This is a genomic window from Devosia sp. LC5 (genome assembly GCF_000735585.1).
GTDB lineage: Bacteria > Pseudomonadota > Alphaproteobacteria > Rhizobiales > Devosiaceae > Devosia.
Window position 1 is genome coordinate 1 of record NZ_JNNO01000045.1, and the last position, 22,500, is coordinate 22,500.

Consider the following 22,500-nt stretch of genomic DNA (forward strand, 5'->3'; position numbering starts at 1 on the left):
GCGGGAAAGCCAGCAATGAGGACGGGCGGGGCAGGGATGGGCGGCCCCCAGAGGTGGCGGGAGCCTTTGCCGTGGATATCGTACGGCTGGCGCGGCGGGCGGGGCGGCGCCTGGTTCTTATCGGCGATGTCTATACCGCCGGGGCAGCCTGCAAGGCCCTGGTACGGGCGAGCAGGAAAGGCGGCGTTGCACATATCGACGTGATGAGTTTTGCGCGCGTTGTGATCACGGCGGAAATGCCCATATAGTGAGAGAACCCGCCGCAGCTTTCGGAGAGCGCAGATGAGCAAGATCGAGATCTACACTACCCCAACCTGTCCCTATTGCCACGCCGCCAAGGCGCTGCTGAGCGACAAGGGCGTGGATTATACCGAGATCACGGTGCTCGACCCCGATCTGCGTGCGGCCATGACCGAGCGCGCCCATGGCCGGCGCACCGTGCCGCAGATCTTCATCGGGGAAACCCATGTGGGCGGCTATGACGATATGGCCGCACTTGACCGGCAGGGCGGGCTGGACCCGTTGCTGGCGGACTAATGCGACGACCTCGTGGTTCGACAAGCTCACCATGAGGTCTATTTTTACATTGTCGCCCTCAGCAGACCTCATCCTGAGCCTGTCGCAGGACGAGGTCGTGGCGCTCCGGAACCAAAAAAATGAAAATCGCTGCCATTCAGATGCGCTCGGGGATGGACCCCGATGCCAATCTTGCTGCGCTTGAACCCATGATCGCCGAGGCGGCCGCGGCGGGCGCAACCTATGTGCTGACGCCCGAAGTCACCATGATCTTTGCGGAGAATCGCGAGGGGCTGGCCAAGGTGGCGGCGCCGTTCGAGGGGCATAGGCAATTGGCTCGGGTGGGGGCGCTGGCGCGGCGACATGGCATTCATATCCATATCGGTTCGCTTGCCGTGCCGCTTGAAGATGGGCGCTTTGCCAATCGCAGTGTGCTGTTCGGGCCCGACGGGGCCATCGTCGCGATCTACGACAAGATCCATCTGTTCGACGCCGATATTGCCGGGCTCAATGCCTATAGGGAAAGCACCACCTATAGGGGCGGCGAGGCGGCAGTGACGGCGCCGTTGGGAGAATTCACCCTCGGCTTTTCCATCTGCTACGACATGCGCTTCCCCAGGCTCTACAACGCGCTGGCCAATGCGGGCGCGACGCTGATTGCGGTGCCGGCGGCCTTCACCGTGCCGACGGGACAGGCGCATTGGGAAGTGCTGCTGCGGGCGCGGGCCATCGAGACAGGCTCCTATGTCATTGCGGCGGCGCAGGGCGGGCAGCACGAAAATGGCCGGGCGACTTATGGGCACTCCATCGTGATCGATCCCTGGGGGCGGATCGTGGCGCTGCTGGCGCATGACGAGCCGGGCGTGTTGCTGGCCGATATTACGCCTGACCTGGTGGCGGATGTGCGGGAGCGTATTCCGGCTTTGGCCAATGCGCGCAATTTTGCAGTGCCTGGTGCATTGCAGGACTAAATGCATGACCTATATCATTGAACAGACGGGCGCCGCGCAGGCGCCAAGGACGGTTCTGTGATTCAGTATTCCCTCAATTGCGACAAGGGCCACCACTATGACGCGTGGTTCAGGAATGCGGCGGCGTTCGATGAGCAGCAGGCGCGCGGCATTGTAAGCTGTGCCATATGCGGCTCGGACAAGATCAGCAAGGCGCCGATGGCGCCGGCTGTGGCGCGTACCGACCAGCAAAAGATATCCCTCAGCTCCAGCCATCCCGAAGCGGCCAAGTTCCGCGAACTGCTGCGCGCCTACCGCCAGAAGGTGATGAGCGAGGCCGATTATGTCGGCGACAAATTTGCCGAAGAAGCGCGCAAGATCCATTTCGAGGAAGCCGAGGCGCGCGGCATTTATGGCGAGGCCACGCGCGACGAGGTGGTTGCACTAGCCGAAGAGGGCATTGAATTCATGCCCCTGCCGGACCTGCCTGAAGAACACAATTAGCGCCATCGGCGCCTAGAGCGAACACAGACCTCACCCGAGCCTGTCAAAGGGCGAGGTCGTGCCGGCATCACAACGATGCTGCCTACCCTTCCGGCGCCGTCCTGGCGCATTCACGCGGAGACTTCAAAATGACCAAACTTGACGCAGCTCTTTCAGGCAGCTTTGCCATTGGCGGGGACCTCAAGGTCAACCGGCTCGGCTTTGGCGCGATGCGCATTACCGGCCCCGGCATCTGGGGACCGCCCGCCGATGTCGAGGAGGCCAAGGCCACGCTGCGGCGCCTGCCTGATCTCAATGTCGATTTCATCGATACGGCGGAAAGCTACGGCCCCTATATCAGCGAAGAGCTGATCGGGGAGGTGCTGGCGCCCTATGCCAAGGGCACCATCGTCGCCACCAAGGGCGGGCTGACCCGCACCGGGCCAAATGAATGGCCGCAACTGGGACGGCCCGAATTTCTGCGCCAGGGCGCGATCCTGAGCCTGCGCCGGCTCAAAATCGAGCGGATCGATCTGTGGCAATTGCATCGCATCGACCCCAAGGTGCCCGCCCGCGAGCAGTTCGAGACCATTGCCGAGCTGCAAAAGGAAGGCATTATCCGCCATGCCGGTCTCAGCCAGGTGAGCGTGGCCGAGATCAAGGAAGCGCAGAAATACTTCAAGGTCACCACGGTTCAGAACCTCTACAATTTCGCCAATCGCGAGAGTGAGGATGTGCTGGACTATTGCGAGCAGCAGGGCATCGGTTTCATTCCGTGGTTCCCGCTGGCCGGGGGTGATCTGGTCGAGGGCCATGCCGAGGCCAAGGCGATCGTCGCCAAGCACAATGCTTCGCCCAGCCAGATCGCGCTGGCCTGGCTGCTCAAGCGCAGCCCGGTCATGCTGCCCATTCCGGGCACCGGTAAGGTCAAGCATCTGGAAGACAATGTCGCTGCCGCCGGAATCCAACTCAGCGACGAAGACTTTGCCACGCTGGACGCTGTAGCCAGCAAGGGCTGATCAGGAGCTTTAGTCGGGCCTCATCCTGAGCTTGCCGAAGGACGAGGTCGCGGCACAAAGGGCTCCACTCGGTCGACCCCGTGGTTCGACAAGGTCTTTTACACAAGGCCGGCAGCGCAATGCGTTGCCGGCCTTGCTCGTTTGGGTGAGCAAAGCAGCTGTTGCAGCTATCGATGATTTGGGGAATTAGGTCGGTTCGATAGGGAGGGTGGAATCCCCGCTATCGAACCTGACCAACGAGCAATCTTGGCAGACCGCTCGAGGGCTGGGCGAGCCTCTAGCACGGGTCAGATGGCTTGTCACGCAAATGTCGTGAAAAGGCTCCCGAACCTAGTTCAGGGGCCTTTTCAGTCGATGATCTAGAAATCCAGCTTGCCGAGGTCGCGCACTGCGCCGCGGGCGGCCGAGGTGGCGAAGGCGGCGTAGGCGCGCAGGGCCTGGGTCACGTTGCGCTTGCGCGGATGGGCGGGCTTCCAGCCAAGCTGGTCCTGATCGTGGCGGCGCTGGGTCAGCTCGTCATCGGTGACCAGCAGGGTGATGGTGCGGTTGGGGATGTCGATCTCGATCGTGTCGCCTTCACGGACCAGGCCAATCGTGCCACCTTCGGCGGCTTCCGGCGAAACGTGGCCGATGGAAAGGCCCGATGTGCCGCCGGAAAAGCGGCCATCGGTAAGCAGAGCGCAGGCTTTGCCCAGGCCCTTGGATTTGAGATAGCTCGTTGGGTAGAGCATTTCCTGCATGCCGGGACCGCCGCGCGGGCCTTCGTAGCGGATGACGAGGACGTCACCTTCCTTGATCTGGTTGGAGAGGATCGCCTTGACACTGTCGTCCTGGCTCTCGAAGACGCGGGCCGGGCCGGTAAATTTGAGGATCGAGTCATCGACGCCCGCGGTTTTCACGATGCAGCCGTCAATGGCGATATTGCCCTTGAGCACGGCCAGGCCCCCATCCTTGGAGAAGGGGTTTTCGGCCGAGCGGATGACGCCATTCTGGCGGTCCAGATCAAGTTCGGCCCAGCGGTTGGACTGCGAAAACGCCTGGGTGGTGCGCACGCCGCCGGGAGCGGCCATGTAGAAGTTGCGCACGGATTCCGAATTGGTGCGTGAAATGTCCCACTTGTCGATGGCGTCGCCCATGGTTGCCGCGTGAACCGTGGGTTCACCGCGGTTGATCAGGCCGGCGCGATCGAGCTGGCCCAGAATGGCGAAAATGCCGCCGGCACGATGCACGTCTTCCATATGCACGTCCGATTTGGCGGGCGCGACCTTGGAGAGCACCGGCACTTTCAGGCTGAGCTTGTTGATGTCGTCCATGGTGAAATCGACGCCGCCTTCATGGGCAGCGGCCAGGATGTGCAGCACGGTATTGGTCGAGCCGCCCATGGAAATATCGAGTGCCATGGCGTTTTCGAATGCGGCCTTGGTGGCGATGGAGCGGGGCAGCACGGAGGCGTCGTCCTGCTCGTACCAGCGCTTGGTGATGTCGACGATGAGGTGACCGGCTTCCTGGAACAGGCGCTTGCGATCGGAATGCGTGGCCAGCGTCGAGCCGTTGCCGGGCAGGCTGAGGCCGAGCGCTTCGGTGAGACAGTTCATCGAATTGGCGGTAAACATGCCCGAGCAGGAGCCGCAAGTGGGGCAGGCGGCTTCTTCGACGGCCTGCACTTCCGCATCGGTATAGTGATCGTCAGCGGCCATCACCATGGCATCGACCAGATCAAGCGCCTGCAGCTTGCCCTTGAGCATGGCCTTGCCGGCTTCCATCGGGCCGCCCGAGACGAAGACCACGGGGATATTGATGCGCATGGCAGCGTTCAGCATGCCGGGGGTGATCTTGTCGCAATTGGAAATGCAGACCATGGCGTCGGCGCAGTGCGCGTTGACCATATATTCCACCGAGTCGGCGATCAGGTCGCGGCTGGGCAGGGAATAGAGCATGCCATCATGACCCATGGCGATGCCGTCATCGACCGCGATGGTGTTGAATTCCTTGGCGACGCCGCCGGCCGCTTCGATTTCGCGCGCCACGAGCTGACCCAGGTCCTTGAGGTGGACGTGGCCGGGCACGAATTGGGTGAAGCTATTGACCACGGCGATGATGGGCTTGCCGAAATCGCCATCCTTCATGCCCGTTGCCCGCCAGAGCCCGCGGGCGCCGGCCATGTTGCGGCCATGGGTGGTGGTGCGGGAACGATAGGCAGGCATGACACTTCCTCGGGCTTGGCGCCGGTTGGGCCGACGGTGGTTGATGTTCTTTAGACCCATTCCAGGGCAGGATCAATAAAAAACCGTACCGTACCGTACGGTACGGTTTGCGAGAGTGTGTTGGCGGGGTGGTGGGGCCTGGGCGGGGAGTTCAAAGGCTTTTGGCTCAAAACGAGGCTTCCAGCATGGCGAGATAGTCTTCGCCAGAGGCCTCGCGCGGGTTGGTTTTATGACTGTGGTCGGCCAGGGCGCCGGCAACGATCCGGTCAAACAGGTCGCGTGTTACGCCCAGCTCCGACAATCTTGCCGGCAGGCCGATGGCCCGCGTCATATCGGTGATTTCCGATTCCACGGCATCGGATGACCCTAGCCCCATGGCCAATGCGATCCGGGTAAACTTGTCTTGGGCAATCGAGGCCGGCGCCGCGCGGTTGAAGCGCAACACGGCGGGCATGAAGATGGCGTTCAGCGTGCCATGGTGCAGGCGAGGATTGATGCCGCCCAGCGCGTGGCTCAGACTGTGAACGCAGCCCAGCCCCTTCTGGAAGGCCATCGCTCCCATGGTTGCGGCAATCGCCATATTGGCGCGCGCATCCCGATTATCCGGGTTCTCGCTTGCCACACGGATATTGGCCCAGCTTCGACGCAGGCCTTCAAGCGCTATGCCATCGGCCGGCGGGTTAAAGGAGGGCGCGAGATAGGTCTCGATGCAATGCGAGATCGCATCCATGCCGGTTGCCGCGGTCAGCATGGGGGGCAGGCTGAGTGTGAGCGCCGGATCGACAATGGCGGCTCTTGGCACCAGATAGGGTGAGAGCAGGCCCACTTTGCGCCCGTCATCGAGGATCAGGATGGCGCCACGGCCGACTTCGCTCCCGGTGCCGGCGGTGGTGGGGATGGCGATTGTGGGGAAGGTTCGGGCGGTGATTTTTTCGAGCCCGCCTTCGATTGCCGCAAATATCTTTAGGGCACCCTCATGGGCCGCCATGACTGCGACCGCCTTGGCCAGATCGAGCGAGGAGCCGCCACCGATCGCAACAATGCCGTCGGCTCCGGCCTGCCGAAACAGGGCCGTGGCGGCCCGGACTGCGGCTTCATTGGGATTGCCCGGCGTTTCGTCATAAATTCCGGCGGGAGGAGTGCTGAGAATGGCGGTCAGCTGGTCGATAAGGCCCAGGCCGCGAACGCCCTTGTCTGTCACGATGAACGGGCGGGCAATGCCGGCCAGCTTGAGCTCCTCATTGACCGTTTCGAGCGCACCAAAGCCGAACTGGACCCTGGTCACATAGTTGATCAAACCCAAAACGGCCTCCCTCAGATATTCCTAATTGCTATTCCCAAGGAAGTGGTGACCGGCGCGATGCCCCGCCTTTGATCGGGCAGTGATCACGCGCCAGCCTCGTCCTGGGCGTCCTAGAACTTGTAGCGCAGGCCCAGGGTGGCGGCGTTGGAGCCGTCGAGATTGGCGATCGTGCTGAAGCCGCCGGAACGGTGCTGGATGCGGCCCAGCACTTCCCAATTGGGCGCCGCAGCGTGCGAAATGGCGATTTCGGGGCCGAGATAATAGAGGAAGGGCGCGCCATCCTCGCCATTCTGCTCGGCGCGCGTCGCTTCGGCGCCGATCAGGCCGGTCACCACGGAGAAGCCCCCCGTGATCGATGTGGCGATGGTGAAATCGCCCAGCTGCCAACCATCATAGCGGATCACGGCGCCGGCCCATGCCTCGGCCGAGCTCTTATCGCCCAGGCGAGCGCCGAAACCGGCTTCGACACCGAATTTGAGTCCCCGTGGGACCTGGTGGAAGAATTGCTGATAGCCCATGCCAACGAAGAAATTGCTCTCATAGTTGACGTTCCAGAAGGCCAGCGTGTCCCCGAAATAGCCATCCGAAAACGGTCCGCCCATGACGAATACGTTGCGTTCGACAGAGTCGGTCGCTTCTTGGGCTTGAGCAACAGGAGCGACACATGCCAGCAGAGCACAGGCCAGGGGCAGAACTATCTTCAACACTACGGAAATTCCAGACTGGTGACGGCATGGCGGGCAGGCGCTCGCGCCAGCATGCCAAGGTGGCCGCACCACATTAAAAAAATGTGTCTAGTGTGGGGCGGATATTCGATTGAGGCACACTAAAGCCACGGACCGCGCTTGGTGAGCGGACTTTTTGCAACACCGTCCTGCGCGTCAGTTATTGATGCGGGTGATCAGCCAATCGCTGGTGGTGCAGCTCTCATCGGCGCAGACATTGGCGAGCCACAGAGCGCCATTGGCAAAGCCCACGCCTTCACCGGTGACAATCAGGCCGGCGTAATCCTGGTTGGCGATAGCTTCGATGGTTTCGGGCAGCAGCAGGGCGTCGAAATTGCCGGTGAAATCCTGCGGCGTGAAGATGTCGTAAAGCTCGCCATTGGCGGCGACCTCGAAGGGGTAGCTGCCCATGTCCGCCAGCGTCTGGCTGTCGCCCTCGGCAAAGGCGGTGGTGAGGGCGGTGAAATAGGCGTCGAAATTGCCCGCCGCTTCGATGCCATAGACGCCTTCAAGAGCGGCAAAGACGTCGTCCTCGGTCTGGGCAAGGGCGGGGCCTGCGGCAAGGGCCAGCAGCAGCATGGCAGCAAGGATGCGCATGAAATCTCCCCGGGTGAGCGAACTTGATGTCACGAAGGCCGCTCGGCCATGATCATGTAATTGACGCCCATGTCGCGCGAGGCGCGCCATTCATCGGCCAGGGGGTGATAGACCACCCCGGTCTCCCCGGTGACCTTGAGCCCATTGCGGGTCAGCAGCGCCTTGATCTCTTCGGGGGTGAGGAATTTGTTCCAGTCGTGAGTGCCCACCGGCAGCCAGCGCAGCACACGTTCGGCGCCGATAATGGCCAGGGCATAGGCGCGGGCGGTGCGGTTGAGCGTGGCGGTCAGCATCAGACCGCCCGGCTTGACCAGGTCGGCGCAGCTTTTCATGTAGAGCGGCACATTGTCGACATGCTCGACCACTTCCATGTTGAGGACCATGTCGTATGTTTCGCCCTTGGCGGCGAGGGCTTCGCTAGTCGTCGTCCGGTAGTCGATATCGAGGCCCGATTGCTCGGCATGCAGCCTGGCAATGGTGATATTGCGCTCGGCCGCGTCAATTCCCGTGACTGTCGCGCCCAACCGGGCCAGCGGCTCGCATAGCAGGCCGCCGCCGCAACCGACATCGAGGATGGTCAGGCCCTCGAACGGGCGCATGGCGCCGCCATCGCGGCCGAAACGGGTCAGCAGGTGATCGCGGATATAGGCCAGGCGCACCGGGCTGAACTTGTGCAGCGGCTTGAACTTGCCCTTGGGATCCCACCACTCCTCGGCCATCGCGGTAAACTTGGCGATCTCGGCGTCGTTGATCGTGGTCTGGGTCATGGCGCGGCTCCGTTTGGCCTCCATATGCCCTGTTCGGCGTGTGGCAGGCAAGGCGCGCGGGGTCGCAGGTGAGCGATCGCAGTTGATCGCGCCCCTGCTTTGTCGTATGTCCCGGCCCGCATTCAGAGCGTACCGGCGGGTTCTGCCGGAGGAACGGGGTAGGGGTCTTGGCCCGCATAGTCGTCAAGTTCGGTGGCACATCAGTGGCCACTGTCGAACGTATTCGCCAGGCCGCGCGCCATGTGAAGCGCGAAGTCGAAGCCGGCAACGAGGTGGCGGTCGTCGTCTCGGCCATGTCGGGCAAGACCAATGAGCTGGTCGGCTGGGTCAATGAAGCCAGCCCGCTGCATGATGCGCGTGAATATGACGCCGTCGTTGCTTCGGGCGAACAGGTGACTGCGGGGCTGATGGCCATTGTGCTGAGCGAAATGGGTATCCAGGCCCGCTCTTTCGCCGGCTGGCAGGTGCCGATCCATACCGATGACGCGCATGGTGCGGCGCGGATCACCGAGATCGACCCGACCGAACTGAACAAGCGCCTTGGGGATGGCTGGGTGCCGGTGATCACCGGGTTCCAGGGCATTTCCCCGCATGGCCGCGTGACGACGCTTGGCCGGGGCGGCTCGGACACCTCGGCGGTGGCGGTGGCTGCCGCGATCAAGGCGGATCGCTGCGATATCTATACCGATGTGGACGGTGTCTACACGACCGACCCGCGTATCGTGCCCAAGGCGCAGCGGCTGACCAAGATCTCCTTTGAGGAAATGCTGGAAATGGCGTCGCTCGGCGCCAAGGTGCTGATGATCCGCTCGGTGGAAATGGCCATGGCGCATAAGGTGCGCCTCTTGGTCCGGTCGACCTTTGATGACCCGGACGCGCCGCAGCTGGCGCCGGACGGGAGCCCGGGCGTTCCCGGCACACTGGTATGCGATGAGGAAGAGATCATGGAAAAGCAGATCGTTTCGGGCGTGACGCTCGCCAAGGCGGAAGCCAAGATCACCCTGCGCGACGTCAAGGACAATCCCGGTGTCGCCGCCGCCATTTTCGGCACGCTGGCCGACCAGGGCATTATCGTCGACATGATCGTGCAGAACATTGCCGATGACGGGGCGACCACGGACATCACCTTTACCGTGCCCGACAGCGAATATGACCGGGCGATCAAGACGCTGAAAGATGCGGGCGACCGCATCGAATATGCGCGGATTTCCGGCTCCAAGGGCGGGGCCAAGGTCTCGGTGGTGGGGGTGGGCATGCGCAGCCACGCGGGCGTCGCGAGCTCGATGTTCAAGGCTTTGGCCGACAAGGGCATCAACATACAGCTGATCACCACTTCGGAAATCAAGACCTCGGTGCTGATCGATGAGCAATATGCTGAGCTTGCGGTTCGGGCTTTGCACACCTATTACGGTTTGGACAAGAAGGACGCCTGAGATCAGTTGAGGGGATCTCGGCCGCTCCTTTAAGCAGGGGGGCGGCTTTTGCGGGCCGCCAATAAGGCATGGTTACGTCCATAGGCGGCCCGAGGGTGCTGCTGCGGCAATTGCGCGAGACGATGGCGGAGCCCCTGGCGAGCCAGGAGCGGCTCGACAAGATTGTCTCGCTCATCGCCGAAAATATGCGCGCCGATGTGTGCTCGTTCTATGTGCTGCGCGATGACGGCGCGCTGGAACTGTTCGCCACCAAGGGCCTTGCCAAAGAATCAGTTCACATGACCACGCTGCGGCTGGGCGAAGGCCTGGTCGGGCTGATCGCGGCCGAAGCCGAACCGCTATCGCTGGACGATGCCCCCAGCCATCCCGCCTTTGCCTATCGCCCGGAAACCGGCGAAGACCGCTATTTCGCCTTTCTCGGCGTGCCGGTGCTGCGCGCCGGGCAGACGCTGGGTGTGCTCGTCGTGCAGAATGTCGAGCGGCACAAATATGGCGAGGACGAAATCGAGGCGATGCTGACTACGGCCACAATCCTGGCCGAGATGATCGCCACTTCCGACTTCGACAATCTGATCAAGCCGGGCTCCGATATCGATCTCAGGCGTCCCCGCATGTATACCGGCGTCAGCTTCACCGATGGCATTGCCCTGGGTAGCGTGGTTTTGCACGACCCGCGGGTCGTGGTGACCAATTTCATCGCCGAGGATACCGAGCAGGAAAAGCTGCGGCTCGAATCGGGGTTGGAAAAGATGCGCGTCTCGATCGATGCGATGCTCGATCATGGCGATATGCAGCCGAGCTCGGATCACCGCGAGATTCTGGAAACCTATCGCATGTTCGCCAATGACCGGGGCTGGGTGCACCGGCTGACCGAGGCGATCGACAATGGGCTGTCCGCCGAAGCCGCGGTCGAGCGGGTGCAGAACGACACCCGTGCGCGCATGCTGCGACAGACCGATCCCTATATTCGCGACCGGCTGCACGATCTGGACGATCTGGCCAACCGGCTGCTGCGGGTCTTGACCGGCGACGGCCACGCGCTGGGGCGCAAGGAACTGCCCGAAAACGCCATTCTGGTCGCCCGCAATATGGGACCGGCCGAACTGCTCGAATATGATCGTACCAAGCTGCGCGGCATCGTGCTCGAAGAGGGCGGCGCGACGGCGCATGTGGCCATCGTTGCACGTTCGCTGGGGCTGGTGGCCGTGGGGCAGGCGCAGTCGATCGTTTCGATGTGCGAGACGGGCGATGAGATCATCATCGACGGCACGGCCGGCATCGTGCATCTGCGGCCGACGCCCGATATCGAGCAGGCCTATGTCGACAAGGTGCGGGTGTCGGCCCGGCGCCGGGCGCATTACGCCGCACTCAAGGACAAGCCTTCCATTACCAAGGATGGCGTGGACATCACGCTGCTGCACAATTCGGGGCTGGTGGCCGATCTGCCCATGCTGGACGACACCGGCGCCTCTGGCGTCGGGCTGTTCCGCACCGAATTGCAATTCATGATCGCCTCGCGCCTGCCGCGCCTGCCCGAGCAGATGGAGCTTTATGCCGAGGCCATGGCCATTGCCGGGGATCGGCCCGTGGTGTTCCGCCTGCTCGATATCGGCGGGGACAAGGTCTTGCCCTACCTGCGCTCGGCGCAGGAGGAAAACCCGGCCATGGGTTATCGCTCGATCCGGCTGGGACTGGACCGGCCGGGCCTGTTGCGTACGCAAATCCGCGCGCTGCTGATGGCGGCCAATGGGCGGCCGCTCAAGATATTGGTGCCGATGGTCACCGAGACGTTTGAGTTCCTGCAGACCCGTATGGTGGTGCAAAAGGAAATCGAACGGCTGCGCCGGGCCGGCAAGCCGACGCCATCGCGGCTGGAACTGGGGGCAATGGTGGAAGTGCCATCGCTGCTGTTCGAGCTCGATCAATTGCTGCCCGAGGCCGATTTCGTCTCGATCGGCTCCAATGATCTGGTGCAGTTCCTGACCGCGTCGGACCGGGCCAATCCACGGGTGTCCAAGAATTACGACCCTATCGCGCTGCCCCGGCTGCGGGCCATCCGCATGGTGGTGGAAGCGGCCAAGCGCTACAATATTCCGATCACCATGTGTGGCGAGCTGGCCGGCAAACCGCTCGAGGCCTTGGCGCTGATGGCGATCGGCATGACGCGGCTCTCCATGGGTCCGGCCTCGATCGGGCCGATCAAGGAAATGGTGCTCAATCTCGATCTGAAGCCCATTCAGCAATCGGTCGGCGCGGCGCTGAGCGAAGGCGCCGATGGCGTGACGATCAGGCAATTGCTGCAAGAGTGGATCAAAACGCAGGGGCTGCCGGTGGCGTGACGCTTGCCACGACCTCGTGGTTCGACAAGCTCACCATGAGGTCTACTAGTCGCGCGGTTTTTGAATAGACCTCATCCTGAGCCTGTCGAAGGACGAGGTCGTGGCACGATACTGACACCCTTGCGATCCCGCTGCGTTATCCCTAAAGCGTGCCTGTTCCAGACTTGAAAGCATTCCTCATGGCATCTCTTCCCCAGGACAAGCTCGACGCGCTCGAGACGCGGTTTCAGTATGTCGAGGCGGCACTGTCGGGTGGGGCCGGGCCGGATGAGTTCGTCAAATTCAGCAAGGAACATGCCGAACTCGCGCCGATCGTCGGCGAAATCCGCGCCTATAACAAAGCACTGAAGGATCGCGCCGAGGCCGAGGACCTGCTCAAGAGCGGCGACAAGGACCTGGCCGAAATGGCTGAGGCGGAGATTGAAGAGCTCGACGAAAAGATCGAGACCTTGTTCCAGGCCGTTCGCATCCTGCTGCTGCCCAAGGACGAGGCTGACGAGAAGTCGATCATTCTCGAAATCCGCGGCGGCACCGGCGGCGACGAGGCCGCTTTGTTCGCCGGCGACCTGTTCCGCATGTATGAGCGCTATGCCGCCAATCATGGCTGGAAGGTCAGTGTGATGGAAGAAAGCCCCGGCGAGATGGGGGGCTTTAAGGAAATCATCGCCAATGTCTCGGGCAAGGGCGTTTATGCGCGGATGAAGTTTGAATCGGGCGTGCATCGCGTACAGCGCGTGCCGGCGACGGAAGGCTCGGGCCGCATCCATACTTCGGCCGCCACCGTGGCGGTGCTGCCGGAAGTGGAAGATATCGATATCGAAATCCGCAATGAGGATATCCGCATCGATACGATGCGCGCCTCGGGCGCGGGCGGGCAGCACGTCAATACTACCGATTCGGCGGTGCGAATCACCCATATTCCCTCGGGTCTTGTCGTCACCTCGGCGATGAAAAGCCAGCACCAGAACCGGGCCCAGGCCATGCTGGTGCTGCGCTCGCGGCTTTACGAAATGCAGCGCGAGGAACGCGATAGTGCCCGCTCGGCCGAGCGCAAGGGGCAGGTGGGGTCGGGCGACCGGTCCGAGCGCATCCGCACCTATAATTTCCCGCAGGGCCGGGTCACCGATCACCGCATCAACCTGACGCTCTACAAGCTCGACAAGGTCATTGCGGGTGAAGCGCTGGACGAATTGATCGAAGCGCTGATCACCGAAAGCCAGGCCGAGCAATTGGCGGCGATGGAGCAGGCCAACTGAGCGGCACCCCCACCATTGGGGCGCTGTGGCGCAACTGGCGCGATGCCTTGGACCGGCAAGGCTTTGCCTCCCCGGCGCTCGACGCCAAGTTGCTGGCCGGCCATGGGCTGGGATTGTCGGCGCTCGATATGGCGCTACGCGAAAACGAGCCGGTGGAGGCAGGAGCCGCCGAACGGATCGCGGAATTAATGCAGCGGCGCCTGACCGGCGAGTCGGTGGCGCGGATCATCGGTGAGCGCGAATTTTATGACCTGGCCTTTACGCTCAATGGCGCGACCCTGGAACCGCGGCCGGAAACCGAATTGCTGGTCGATATGGCGCTGGATGCGCTGCCCCAAGGCGGGCGTCTGCTCGATCTGGGGACGGGCACGGGGTGTATCCCCATTGCGGTGCTGGTCAATCGCGCGGATGCAAGCGGGGTGGCGACGGATTTGAGCGCCGGGGCATTGGCAGCGGCCCGCAACAATGCCGAGCGGCATGGGGTGAGCGAGCGGATCGGGTTTCGGCATGGCAGTTGGTTCGAGCCGCTCGTCACCTCTCCCTTCGGGGGAGAGGTCGGCCCGCAGGGCCGGGTGAGGGGGCCTTCCTCTGCACCGCATCGAGAAAAGGCCCCCTCACCCGCCGGCTTCGCCGTCGACCTCTCCCCCGAAGGGAGAGGTGAAGAGCGCTTCGACCTCATCACCTCCAACCCCCCTTACATCACCTCCGCCATCGTCGAGACGCTTGCCCCCGAAGTGCGAGACTTTGATCCCCGCCTGGCGCTGGATGGCGGGCCGGATGGGTTGGCGCCCTATCGGGTGATTGCCGGGGAGGCTGGCAACTGGCTCAAGCCGGGCGGGCGCGTGCTGGTCGAAATCGGGTATGATCAGGGCGAGGCGGTTGCGGGCCTGTTCCAGGCGGCCGGCTTTGGTCCGGTCGTGGTTCACAAAGACCTCAATGGCCTTGACCGGGTGGTCAGTGCACACCATGTTTAACCAGCCAGCGAGGCGATAAAGCGCGCCGCGTAATTAATGCTGGCAAAGACTGGCCGAACAATATAGTTTGCCCTTGCTGTCAACGGCGCATCATGGGCGCCACGGCGACACGCCACCCGATCATTTCCTGAGGCTGCAAGGTGCAGCGCGGTTCCGGCAGAGGCTGGAGCGACGCAGGATAGGTCAGGATTATATGGCGACGCTGCTCGACGGTGTCGGTCTTCATGAAGCCAGAACAGAACCCATGTCCCGAGCGAGAGCTTGGCCAGGGAGTGGCCAGACCAGGCAGATGCCGGTCCGCCAGACGTGTGACGCTTATTTTTCTAGAGTTAGATAAAGCGACCAGATGAGACCCAATAATCAGAATAAGAACCGGCAGCGTAGCCGGAACGGTGGACGCAAGCACGTCAACCCGTTGTCCCGCAATTTCGAGAGCAATGGTCCGGACGTAAAGGTCCGCGGTAACGCTGCTCACATTGCGGAGAAATATCTCCAGCTCGCCCGCGATGCGCAATCGAGCGGCGACTCGGTGATGGCGGAGAACTATCTCCAGCACGCCGAACATTATTTCCGCATCGTCACCGCCGCCCAGCAGGCCCAGAGCGGCCAGCGGCCGGATGGGCAGAGCCAGGACGACGATTTCGACGACGATATGCCCGAGATGAACTCGCGCTTCGCCTCGCCCCAGCCCATCCAGCAGCCAAGCCAGCAGGGTGACGGCGACGAGCAGGGCGATGGCGACCGCGCCGAGCAGCCGCAACAGCCACAGGGCGAGCGCAACAATGATCGCGGCGATCGCCAGCGTCGAGACCGCCAGGAGCGGCCGCGTCAGGAACGCCCCCGCCAGGAGCGTCCCGAACAGCAGGAACAGCCCCAGATCGCCGCTCTGGCCGCCGAGCCGGCTGCCGAGAGCGACAGTGAAGCACCAGCCGAACAACAGGTCGAGGGTGAAGCCCGCAAGCCGCGCCGTCCGCGCCGCCGCCGTCCGGCGGGTGGCGATGCCGGCGATCCAGCTGGCGCGCCGCAGCCCGATGTCGGCGAATTGCCGGCCTTCCTCACCGGCGGCAAGGCCGCTACGGCAGCGGAATAATCCGCACCTGACAATTTCCAAGGCCGGGCAGCAATGTCCGGCCTTTTCGTTTGCAAAGGCCTCCCCATATATCTGTCATGATGAAGCAGCGCCGATATTGAAGCTGGTCGAATGGCGAACCACAAAAGTGAAAACCACTTTTGTTGCCATTCTTCCGGTCCGGGCGTTTCATCAGACGACGCTTCCGCCGTGTGTTCGGTGCCTTTGATGGGCCGGGCCGCGGGCGAGATCAGGAGAGTTGCATGAATATCGAAAAATACACCGAGCGGGCGCGCGGCTTTATCCAGAGCGCGCAGACCATTGCACTGGGCAAGGGCCATCAGCAGTTTGCGCCATTGCATCTGCTCAAGGTGCTGCTTGACGACGATCAGGGCATGGCCAATGGGCTGATCGAGCGCGCCGGGGGCGACCCCAAGGCAGCGCGGGCGGCCGTCGAGGCGGCTCTGGCCAAAATTCCATCCGTATCGGGCGATGGCAGCCAGCTTTATCTGAGCCGCGAAATTGCGCGCGTGTTCGACACTGCCGAAAGCGCGGCGCAGAAGGCGGGCGACAGCTATGTCACCGTCGAGCGCCTGCTGCTGGCTTTGGTTGTCGAAAAAGATACCGATGCGGGCAAGATTTTGAGCTCGGCTGGCGTGACGCCGCAGGGGCTTAACACGGCTATCGAGGCGATCCGCAAGGGCCGTACGGCGGATTCGGCATCGGCCGAGAACAGCTATGATGCGCTCAAGAAATATGCGCGCGACCTGACCCAGGATGTGCGCGAGGGCAGACTCGACCCGGTGATTGGCCGCGACGAGGAAATCCGCCGCACCATTCAGGTGCTGAGCCGCCGCACCAAGAACAATCCGGTGCTGATTGGCGAGCCCGGCGTGGGCAAGACGGCGATTGCCGAGGGCCTGGCTATCCGCATCGTCAATGGCGATGTGCCGGAGAGTCTCAAGAACAAGTCGCTGCTGTCGCTGGACATGGGTTCGCTCATTGCCGGCGCGAAATATCGCGGCGAGTTCGAGGAACGCCTCAAGGGCGTTTTGAGCGAAGTCACCTCTTCAGATGGGCAGATCATCCTGTTCATCGACGAAATGCATACCCTGGTCGGGGCCGGCAAGTCGGATGGCGCGATGGACGCGTCCAATCTGCTCAAGCCGGCTTTGGCGCGGGGCGAACTGCATTGCGTGGGCGCGACGACGCTGGATGAATATCGCAAATATATCGAGAAGGACGCGGCGCTGGCCCGGCGGTTCCAGCCGGTCTTTGTCGACGAACCGAGTGTGGAAGACACCATTTCGATCCTGCGCGGGCTCAAGGAAAAGTATGAGCTGCATCACGGCATCCGGATTTCCGATTCGGCCCTGGTGAGCGCGGCGACCCTGTCCAATCGCTACATCACCGACCGTTTCCTGCCCGACAAGGCCATCGACCTGATGGACGAGGCGGCGGCGCGGTTGCGCATGGCTGTCGACAGCAAGCCCGAGGCGCTGGACGAACTTGATCGCCGCATCATGCAGCTCAAGATCGAGCGCGAGGCCCTGCGCAAGGAAGACGATGACGGCTCGCGCATCCGGCTCGAGCGGCTCGAAGGCGAATTGGGCGGGCTTGAAGAGCAGGCCCAGACCCTGTCGGCCAAGTGGCTGGCGGAGAAGGATCGCCTCCAGGGCAGTCAGAAGCTCAAGGAAGAACTCGACGCGGCGCGCAGCCAGCTCGAAATCGCCCAGCGGCGGGGTGACCTCGGCAAGGCCGGGGAGCTGGCCTATGGCGTCATCCCGGAGCTCGAAAAGAAGATCAGAAACGCCGACGAAGCCAATGGCAGTGATCCGCTGATGGCGGCCGAAGTGGTGACTCCAGGCGATATCGCGCAGGTCGTGTCCCGCTGGACCGGCATTCCGGTGGACCGGATGCTGGAAGGCGAGCGCGAAAAGCTGCTGCATATGGAGACTTCGCTGGGCGCCCGCGTTATCGGGCAGGCCGAGGCGGTGGCCGCCGTGGCTCGTGCCGTGCGCCGTTCCCGCGCTGGCCTGCAGGATCCGAACCGGCCGATCGGCTCGTTCATGTTCCTGGGGCCGACCGGCGTCGGCAAGACCGAGCTGACCAAGAGCCTGGCGCAATTCCTGTTCGATGACGAAACCGCCATGGTGCGGCTCGACATGAGCGAGTTCATGGAAAAGCATTCGGTGGCCCGCCTGATCGGCGCCCCTCCGGGCTATGTCGGCTATGACGAAGGCGGCGTGCTGACCGAGGCGGTGCGCAGGCGCCCCTATCAGGTCGTGCTGTTCGACGAGATCGAGAAGGCGCATCCAGACGTGTTCAATGTCCTCTTGCAAGTGCTCGATGATGGGCGGCTCACGGACGGGCAGGGCCGCACGGTCGATTTCCGCAATACGGTGATCATCCTTACCTCCAATCTGGGGGCCGAATATCTGGTCGACCTCAAGGATGGGGAATCGGTGGAGTTGGTACGCGGCAAAGTGCTCGACATGGTTAAGGCGGCGTTCCGGCCGGAATTCCTCAACCGCATCGACGAGATCCTGCTGTTCCACCGGCTGGGCCGCGAACATATGGGCTCGATCGTCGATATCCAGTTCGGGCGGTTGCAGCATCTGCTCAAGGATCGCGACATCAATCTCGAATTGACGCCGCGGGCTCGCGAATGGCTGGCGCATGAGGGCTATGATCCGGCCTATGGCGCGCGTCCGCTCAAGCGGGTGATCCAGCGTTCCGTGCAGGATGGCCTGGCCGAGGAAATCCTGGGCGGCCGGGTCAGCGATGGCTCCCATGTGGTTGTCGATGCCAGTGATGGGGGCATCGTGCTGCTGCCGGGCGGACCGGCCACGGCCGATGCCGCCGCCTGATCACACGCAATGGGCCGGTCGAAAGACCGGCCCATTTGCTTTGCGGGCTCTTGCGCGACGGCATTCCGTATGCAAGAACAAATGAAGAACAGCGAGGAGCATAATAATGAGCGACAAGATCGATTACATCGAGTTCCCTTCGACCAATCGGGGGCAGACCAGCGCGTTTTTCCAGGCGGCCTTCGGCTGGGGCATGACCAGCTATGGTCCCGATTACGACGGGCTCAACGACGCGGGCATTGATGGCGGCGTTGACCAGGGCAGTGGCAAGGTCGCCGCGACCATGGCCGTCGTGCGGACTGACGATCTCGATGCGGCCGAGCAGCGGGTGATCAAGGCGGGCGGAGTCATCACCCGGGCGCAGTTCGATTTTCCCGGCGGCCGGCGCTTCCACTTCCGCGAGCCGGGTGGAAACGAGCTAGCCGTTTGGGTTGCGCGGGAATAGGCTGTTCATCCAAGGGTTGAGGGACCGCCAATGAGCCAGGATATTGCCGCGCCGCAAAGCCGGCATTTCGTGCTGATCGCGGCGATCCTGGCCTCGAGCATGGGCTTTATCGATGGCTCGGTGATTTCGATCGCCATCCCGGCCATTCGCGCCGATCTCGGCGCCACGCTCGCCGATGCGCAATGGATTTCCAATGGCTATCTGCTGTTTCTGTCGGCGCTGATCCTGCTGGGCGGCGCGGCTGGCGACCGGTTCGGGCTGCGCACCACATTCGGCTGGGGCATCGTGGTGTTCGTCTTGGCCTCCATGGTCTGCGCATTGGCGCCGAGCCCGTTGGTGCTGGTCGTGGCGCGGGCTGTGCAGGGCGCCGGGGCGGCCTTCATGGTGCCGGGCAGCTTGGCCATCATTGCCAAGGCCTATCCGCGCGAGGAACGCGGCAAGGCCATCGGCATCTGGGCTGCGGCGTCCTCGCTCACCTCCATTGCCGGCCCGATCATTGGCGGCTTCGTTTTGACCGCATTCGGGGATTGGAGCTGGCGATTGGTCTTTGCCATCAACCTGCCGCTGGGCGGCATTGCGCTGGCCTTGTTGTGGTTCAAGGTCAATGCGGACCGGCCCGAAGCCGGGCGGCGGCTCGATGTGGCCGGCGCAGCATTGGCCACGCTCGCCCTGGCCTTGATCGCCTATGGGCTTACCGGCGATGGCAGCGAAAGCACGCCGGGCCTGCTGCATATGGCGGCCTTTGTCGGCGCCGGGCTGGTATTGGGCGTCGTCTTTGCTGTCTGGGAAGCGCGTACTGCGTCTCCCATGCTGCCGTTACGGCTCTTTGCCAATAAGGCGTTTTCGGGCGCGAACGGGCTGACTTTTGCGCTCTATTTCGCGCTGGGCGGGGCCATGTTCTTCCTGCCCATGACCATGATCGGCGGCTGGGGCGTGACCCCGGCCAATGTCTCGCTGGCATTGCTGCCCATGGGCGTGCTGCTCACGGTCCTCTCCTCGTTCAGTGGAAGGTGGGCTGATATGGTCGGCCCGGCGCCCCTGATTGCATTGGGCTCGCTGATCGTTGCCGCGGCTTTCGCTTTGCTGGGGATCACCACGCCGCTGCATAATGTGTGGTTTGCCGTGCTGCCCTGTGTCGCGCTTTTGGGGCTCGGGATGGGGCTGGTCGTCTCCCCGCTCTCGACGGCCGTCATGACCTCGGTGGCCGATCACGACACCGGCGTCGCCTCGGGCGTCAACAATGCCGTGGCTCGTGTGGCCGGGCTCATGGCGGTGGCATTACTGGGGCTGGTGGTGGCTTCGGTCTTCGAGCGGGCGCTGGGCAGTGCCGCCGAATTACCGATCTTTTTCGGCCTGCCAGCCAGCGGGCTGACCGAAACCGAGGAAGCTATGCGCCTGAGTGCGACCGACGCGGCCTTTGCCGCCATCGCCTATGTCACGGCCGGATTGAGCCTACTGTCAGCAGTGATCGCCTGGCTGACACTGGAGCGCAAAGACCTGCCAGCCCGAGCCTAGCGGACCGCTGCCGTATCGGCATTGGCGACCGTCACCGGAGCAGGCTCGCGCGCCATCAGATCATTGATCTGGGCTACGGTTTCCTTGAACTTTCCGTCATAGCGCTGGGCCAGGGAATTTTCCTTGGGCAGCTTGACGCTGAGCGGATCGACCAGGTTGCCGTTGATATGCATTTCAAAATGCAGATGCGGCCCCGTCGATTGGCCGGTCGAGCCGACAAAGCCGATCACCTGGCCCTGCCGCACCCGCACGCCCGGCTTCATGCCATCGGCAAAGCGCGACATGTGGCCATAGGCGGTTTCATAGCCATTGACGTGCTTGATTTCGATCTTGTTGCCATAGCCCGATTGCCAGCCGGCCAATTGGATCGTGCCGTCACCCGAGGCATAGATCGGCGTACCCGTTCGGGCAGCCAGATCGACGCCGGTATGGAGCTTGCGCGTATGGAAAATGGGGTGGATGCGATAGCCGAAGCGCGAGCGCAGCGTGCCCCCGCCTTCCAGCGGCCGGCGGGTGAGGAAGCGCTTGCCCGTCTCGCCATCAGGATCGTAGAAATCCACCATGCCGTCATCGGTGCCGAAGCGATAGAGCTGGCGCGTGGTCGAGCCCAGCGTCAGCCCGACATAAAGCAGCTGCTTGCGGCCACTCGCATCGGGCGCCGATTCCAGCAATTCGATGGAATCGCCAGCGGTGATGCGCTTGTTCATGTCCACATCATAGGCGAACATGCCGATGATCCGCTCGATCGTGTCATCGTCCAGATCGTGCTTGCGGCCGGTCTCCCAGATCGAGCGATAGATCGAGGGGAGATTGGAAACGTTGATCTGCTCGGCATCTTCCTTGGGGAACGCAACGAAGTCAGGCGCCAGCCCCACCACATATTGGCCCGTATCGGTCAGCGCGACGGTCGCGATATGCGGATCGCCACTCGTGCCGTCGGGCCGGTAGATGCTCATGCGATAGGGCACCAGGCTGGTCGAACTGGAATTGAGCGGCCCATACAGAATGCGCAGCCGGATGCCAGCCGGCAGGCCGGTCGCCGGAATGAGATTCTTGAGCGTGTTCTCGACCATGGCGATCTGATTGGCGGTAAAGCCGTTCTTGGCCAGGGTGTCCGACAGCGGGCCCACTTCGCGGATAGTCAGGAAGCGCTCGGTGCGGCCCAGCGTGGTGTCCGAGGCGACAGTCGTCTTGGGCATGATGGTGACATTCTCGGCCACCCCGCCCAGCACATTGCCCTCACCGCCCGGCATGGGGTTGAGATCACGCACACTCGGGCCGAGCGCGGCATAGGCCAGCGTCGGGGAGGCCGCGGCGTCGTCATAAAAGGTGGATTCAACCACGGTACGGACATAGTCGGTCGCCGATTGGTCGGAAATAGTGGCCTGCGGCACAAAGCTTGCCGGCATGGCCGCGAGCTTGACCGCGACTTCGCCCTCGACCTGCGCACCATAGACATCGGTATTGACCTCGACCGCATTGGCCGACTCGATGGGCTGGGTGGCATTCAGAATGGCCACCGGATCATAGGTGGGCACATCGTCGGACAAGGCGGTAGCGGCGGTGGCGAGCGTGGCGCGAATGCGCACGAAAGGCTGGTTGCGGATGATATCGCGGCCATCGACAGTCTGGCGGATCGAGGCTTCGATCACTTCGAGGTCGGAGCGGGTGGCCGCGACCGGACGGATGCGGGCGGATTTGGCCGAGATGTCGGTGGGTGCCTGCGCTTCGCGTTTGGGGGCGGCCAGCTGGAGAGCTTCATAGGCGGTCGAGAAATTGCCCTGGCCCTGGAAAGATACGTAAAGCGCCGCGCCCATCAACAGAACGCTGGTCAGCCCGGTCATCACCGTGCCGCTCAGCCAGGCGAAGCTCAGCTCGCGCCCATGCGGAATTTCGCCGTCGGTCGATTGCACCGTCAGTGCCGGGCAGTCCTCAAAGCCGGTGGCCTTGAGCAAGGCGGCATGGCGGTTTCTCTGCGCTGCGTTCAACGCCCCATCCTTAGTCCGTTGCGGTAAGTCTCCGCCAATTCCGCTAT

18 protein-coding genes and 1 pseudogene are annotated in these 22,500 nt (G+C 62.9%); 13 read left to right on the forward strand and 6 right to left on the reverse strand.

Annotation, left to right across the window (positions count from 1 at the left end; genetic code table 11):
• From FF80_RS22005 to FF80_RS18280, 5 genes and pseudogenes are all read left to right on the forward strand, one after another.
• Positions 1–248: pseudogene (locus FF80_RS22005) on the forward strand (ComF family protein); the annotation flags it as partial.
• A 34-nt stretch (positions 249–282) separates the two neighbouring features.
• Positions 283–537 carry a glutaredoxin 3 gene (grxC, locus tag FF80_RS18265; RefSeq protein ID WP_035103026.1) on the forward strand — a complete coding sequence of 85 codons (255 nt, stop codon included), beginning with the start codon at positions 283–285 and terminating at the stop codon, positions 535–537.
• Positions 538–656: 119 nt separating this feature from the next.
• The gene (locus FF80_RS18270; protein WP_035103029.1) at positions 657–1,487 is read left to right on the forward strand and encodes a carbon-nitrogen hydrolase family protein; all 831 of its coding nucleotides are present in this window, start codon (positions 657–659) and stop codon (positions 1,485–1,487) included.
• 57 nt (positions 1,488–1,544) lie between these two features.
• Positions 1,545–1,970, forward strand: a complete 426-nt coding sequence (locus tag FF80_RS18275) for a DUF1178 family protein (RefSeq protein WP_035103031.1) — start codon at positions 1,545–1,547, stop codon at positions 1,968–1,970.
• 128 nt (positions 1,971–2,098) lie between these two features.
• On the forward strand, positions 2,099–2,968 hold the full coding sequence (locus FF80_RS18280) for an aldo/keto reductase (protein WP_035103033.1): 870 nt from the start codon (positions 2,099–2,101) through the stop codon (positions 2,966–2,968).
• Between the two features lie 359 nt (positions 2,969–3,327).
• Here FF80_RS18280 and ilvD read toward each other — a convergent pair whose 3' ends face one another.
• The 5 genes from ilvD to ubiG all read right to left on the reverse strand — a co-directional run bounded on the left by ilvD (position 3,328) and on the right by ubiG (position 8,564).
• Positions 3,328–5,172 (reverse strand): dihydroxy-acid dehydratase, encoded by a 1,845-nt coding sequence (ilvD, locus tag FF80_RS18285; RefSeq protein WP_035103035.1) that lies wholly within the window; start codon positions 5,170–5,172, stop codon positions 3,328–3,330.
• A gap of 166 nt (positions 5,173–5,338) precedes the next feature.
• Entirely contained in the window at positions 5,339–6,475 is a 1,137-nt protein-coding gene (locus tag FF80_RS18290; protein WP_035103037.1) for an iron-containing alcohol dehydrogenase, read from the reverse strand.
• A 110-nt stretch (positions 6,476–6,585) separates the two neighbouring features.
• Positions 6,586–7,182 carry a hypothetical protein gene (locus FF80_RS18295; RefSeq protein ID WP_152558432.1) on the reverse strand — a complete coding sequence of 199 codons (597 nt, stop codon included), beginning with the start codon at positions 7,180–7,182 and terminating at the stop codon, positions 6,586–6,588.
• Between the two features lie 174 nt (positions 7,183–7,356).
• A complete protein-coding gene (locus FF80_RS18300; protein ID WP_035103039.1) occupies positions 7,357–7,797 on the reverse strand; it encodes a hypothetical protein in 441 nt (146 codons plus the stop codon).
• 29 nt (positions 7,798–7,826) lie between these two features.
• A complete protein-coding gene (gene ubiG, locus FF80_RS18305; protein ID WP_035103041.1) occupies positions 7,827–8,564 on the reverse strand; it encodes a bifunctional 2-polyprenyl-6-hydroxyphenol methylase/3-demethylubiquinol 3-O-methyltransferase UbiG in 738 nt (245 codons plus the stop codon).
• A gap of 167 nt (positions 8,565–8,731) precedes the next feature.
• On the opposite strand from ubiG, the gene FF80_RS18310 reads away from it, so the two are divergent.
• From FF80_RS18310 to FF80_RS18345, 8 genes are all read left to right on the forward strand, one after another.
• Entirely contained in the window at positions 8,732–9,997 is a 1,266-nt protein-coding gene (locus FF80_RS18310) for an aspartate kinase (protein WP_035103044.1), read from the forward strand.
• 68 nt (positions 9,998–10,065) lie between these two features.
• Positions 10,066–12,336 carry a phosphoenolpyruvate--protein phosphotransferase gene (gene ptsP / locus FF80_RS18315; RefSeq protein ID WP_035103046.1) on the forward strand — a complete coding sequence of 757 codons (2,271 nt, stop codon included), beginning with the start codon at positions 10,066–10,068 and terminating at the stop codon, positions 12,334–12,336.
• A gap of 179 nt (positions 12,337–12,515) precedes the next feature.
• Complete coding sequence (prfA, locus tag FF80_RS18320) at positions 12,516–13,592, forward strand: peptide chain release factor 1 (RefSeq protein WP_035103048.1); 1,077 nt, start codon at positions 12,516–12,518, stop codon at positions 13,590–13,592.
• Between the two features lie 23 nt (positions 13,593–13,615).
• Entirely contained in the window at positions 13,616–14,566 is a 951-nt protein-coding gene (locus tag FF80_RS18325; RefSeq protein ID WP_280113915.1) for a HemK/PrmC family methyltransferase, read from the forward strand.
• Between the two features lie 346 nt (positions 14,567–14,912).
• Positions 14,913–15,656 carry a DUF4167 domain-containing protein gene (locus FF80_RS18330; protein ID WP_081917539.1) on the forward strand — a complete coding sequence of 248 codons (744 nt, stop codon included), beginning with the start codon at positions 14,913–14,915 and terminating at the stop codon, positions 15,654–15,656.
• Between the two features lie 242 nt (positions 15,657–15,898).
• A complete protein-coding gene (gene clpB / locus FF80_RS18335; protein ID WP_035103050.1) occupies positions 15,899–18,505 on the forward strand; it encodes an ATP-dependent chaperone ClpB in 2,607 nt (868 codons plus the stop codon).
• Positions 18,506–18,611: 106 nt separating this feature from the next.
• Entirely contained in the window at positions 18,612–18,950 is a 339-nt protein-coding gene (locus FF80_RS18340) for a hypothetical protein (protein WP_035103052.1), read from the forward strand.
• Positions 18,951–18,980: 30 nt separating this feature from the next.
• A complete protein-coding gene (locus tag FF80_RS18345) occupies positions 18,981–20,465 on the forward strand; it encodes an MFS transporter (protein WP_035103054.1) in 1,485 nt (494 codons plus the stop codon).
• On the opposite strand, the gene FF80_RS18350 is transcribed toward FF80_RS18345, so the two are convergent.
• On the reverse strand, positions 20,462–22,453 hold the full coding sequence (locus tag FF80_RS18350) for a M23 family metallopeptidase (protein ID WP_035103057.1): 1,992 nt from the start codon (positions 22,451–22,453) through the stop codon (positions 20,462–20,464). The genes FF80_RS18345 and FF80_RS18350 overlap by 4 nt on opposite strands.
• Positions 22,454–22,500 lie beyond the last annotated feature (47 nt).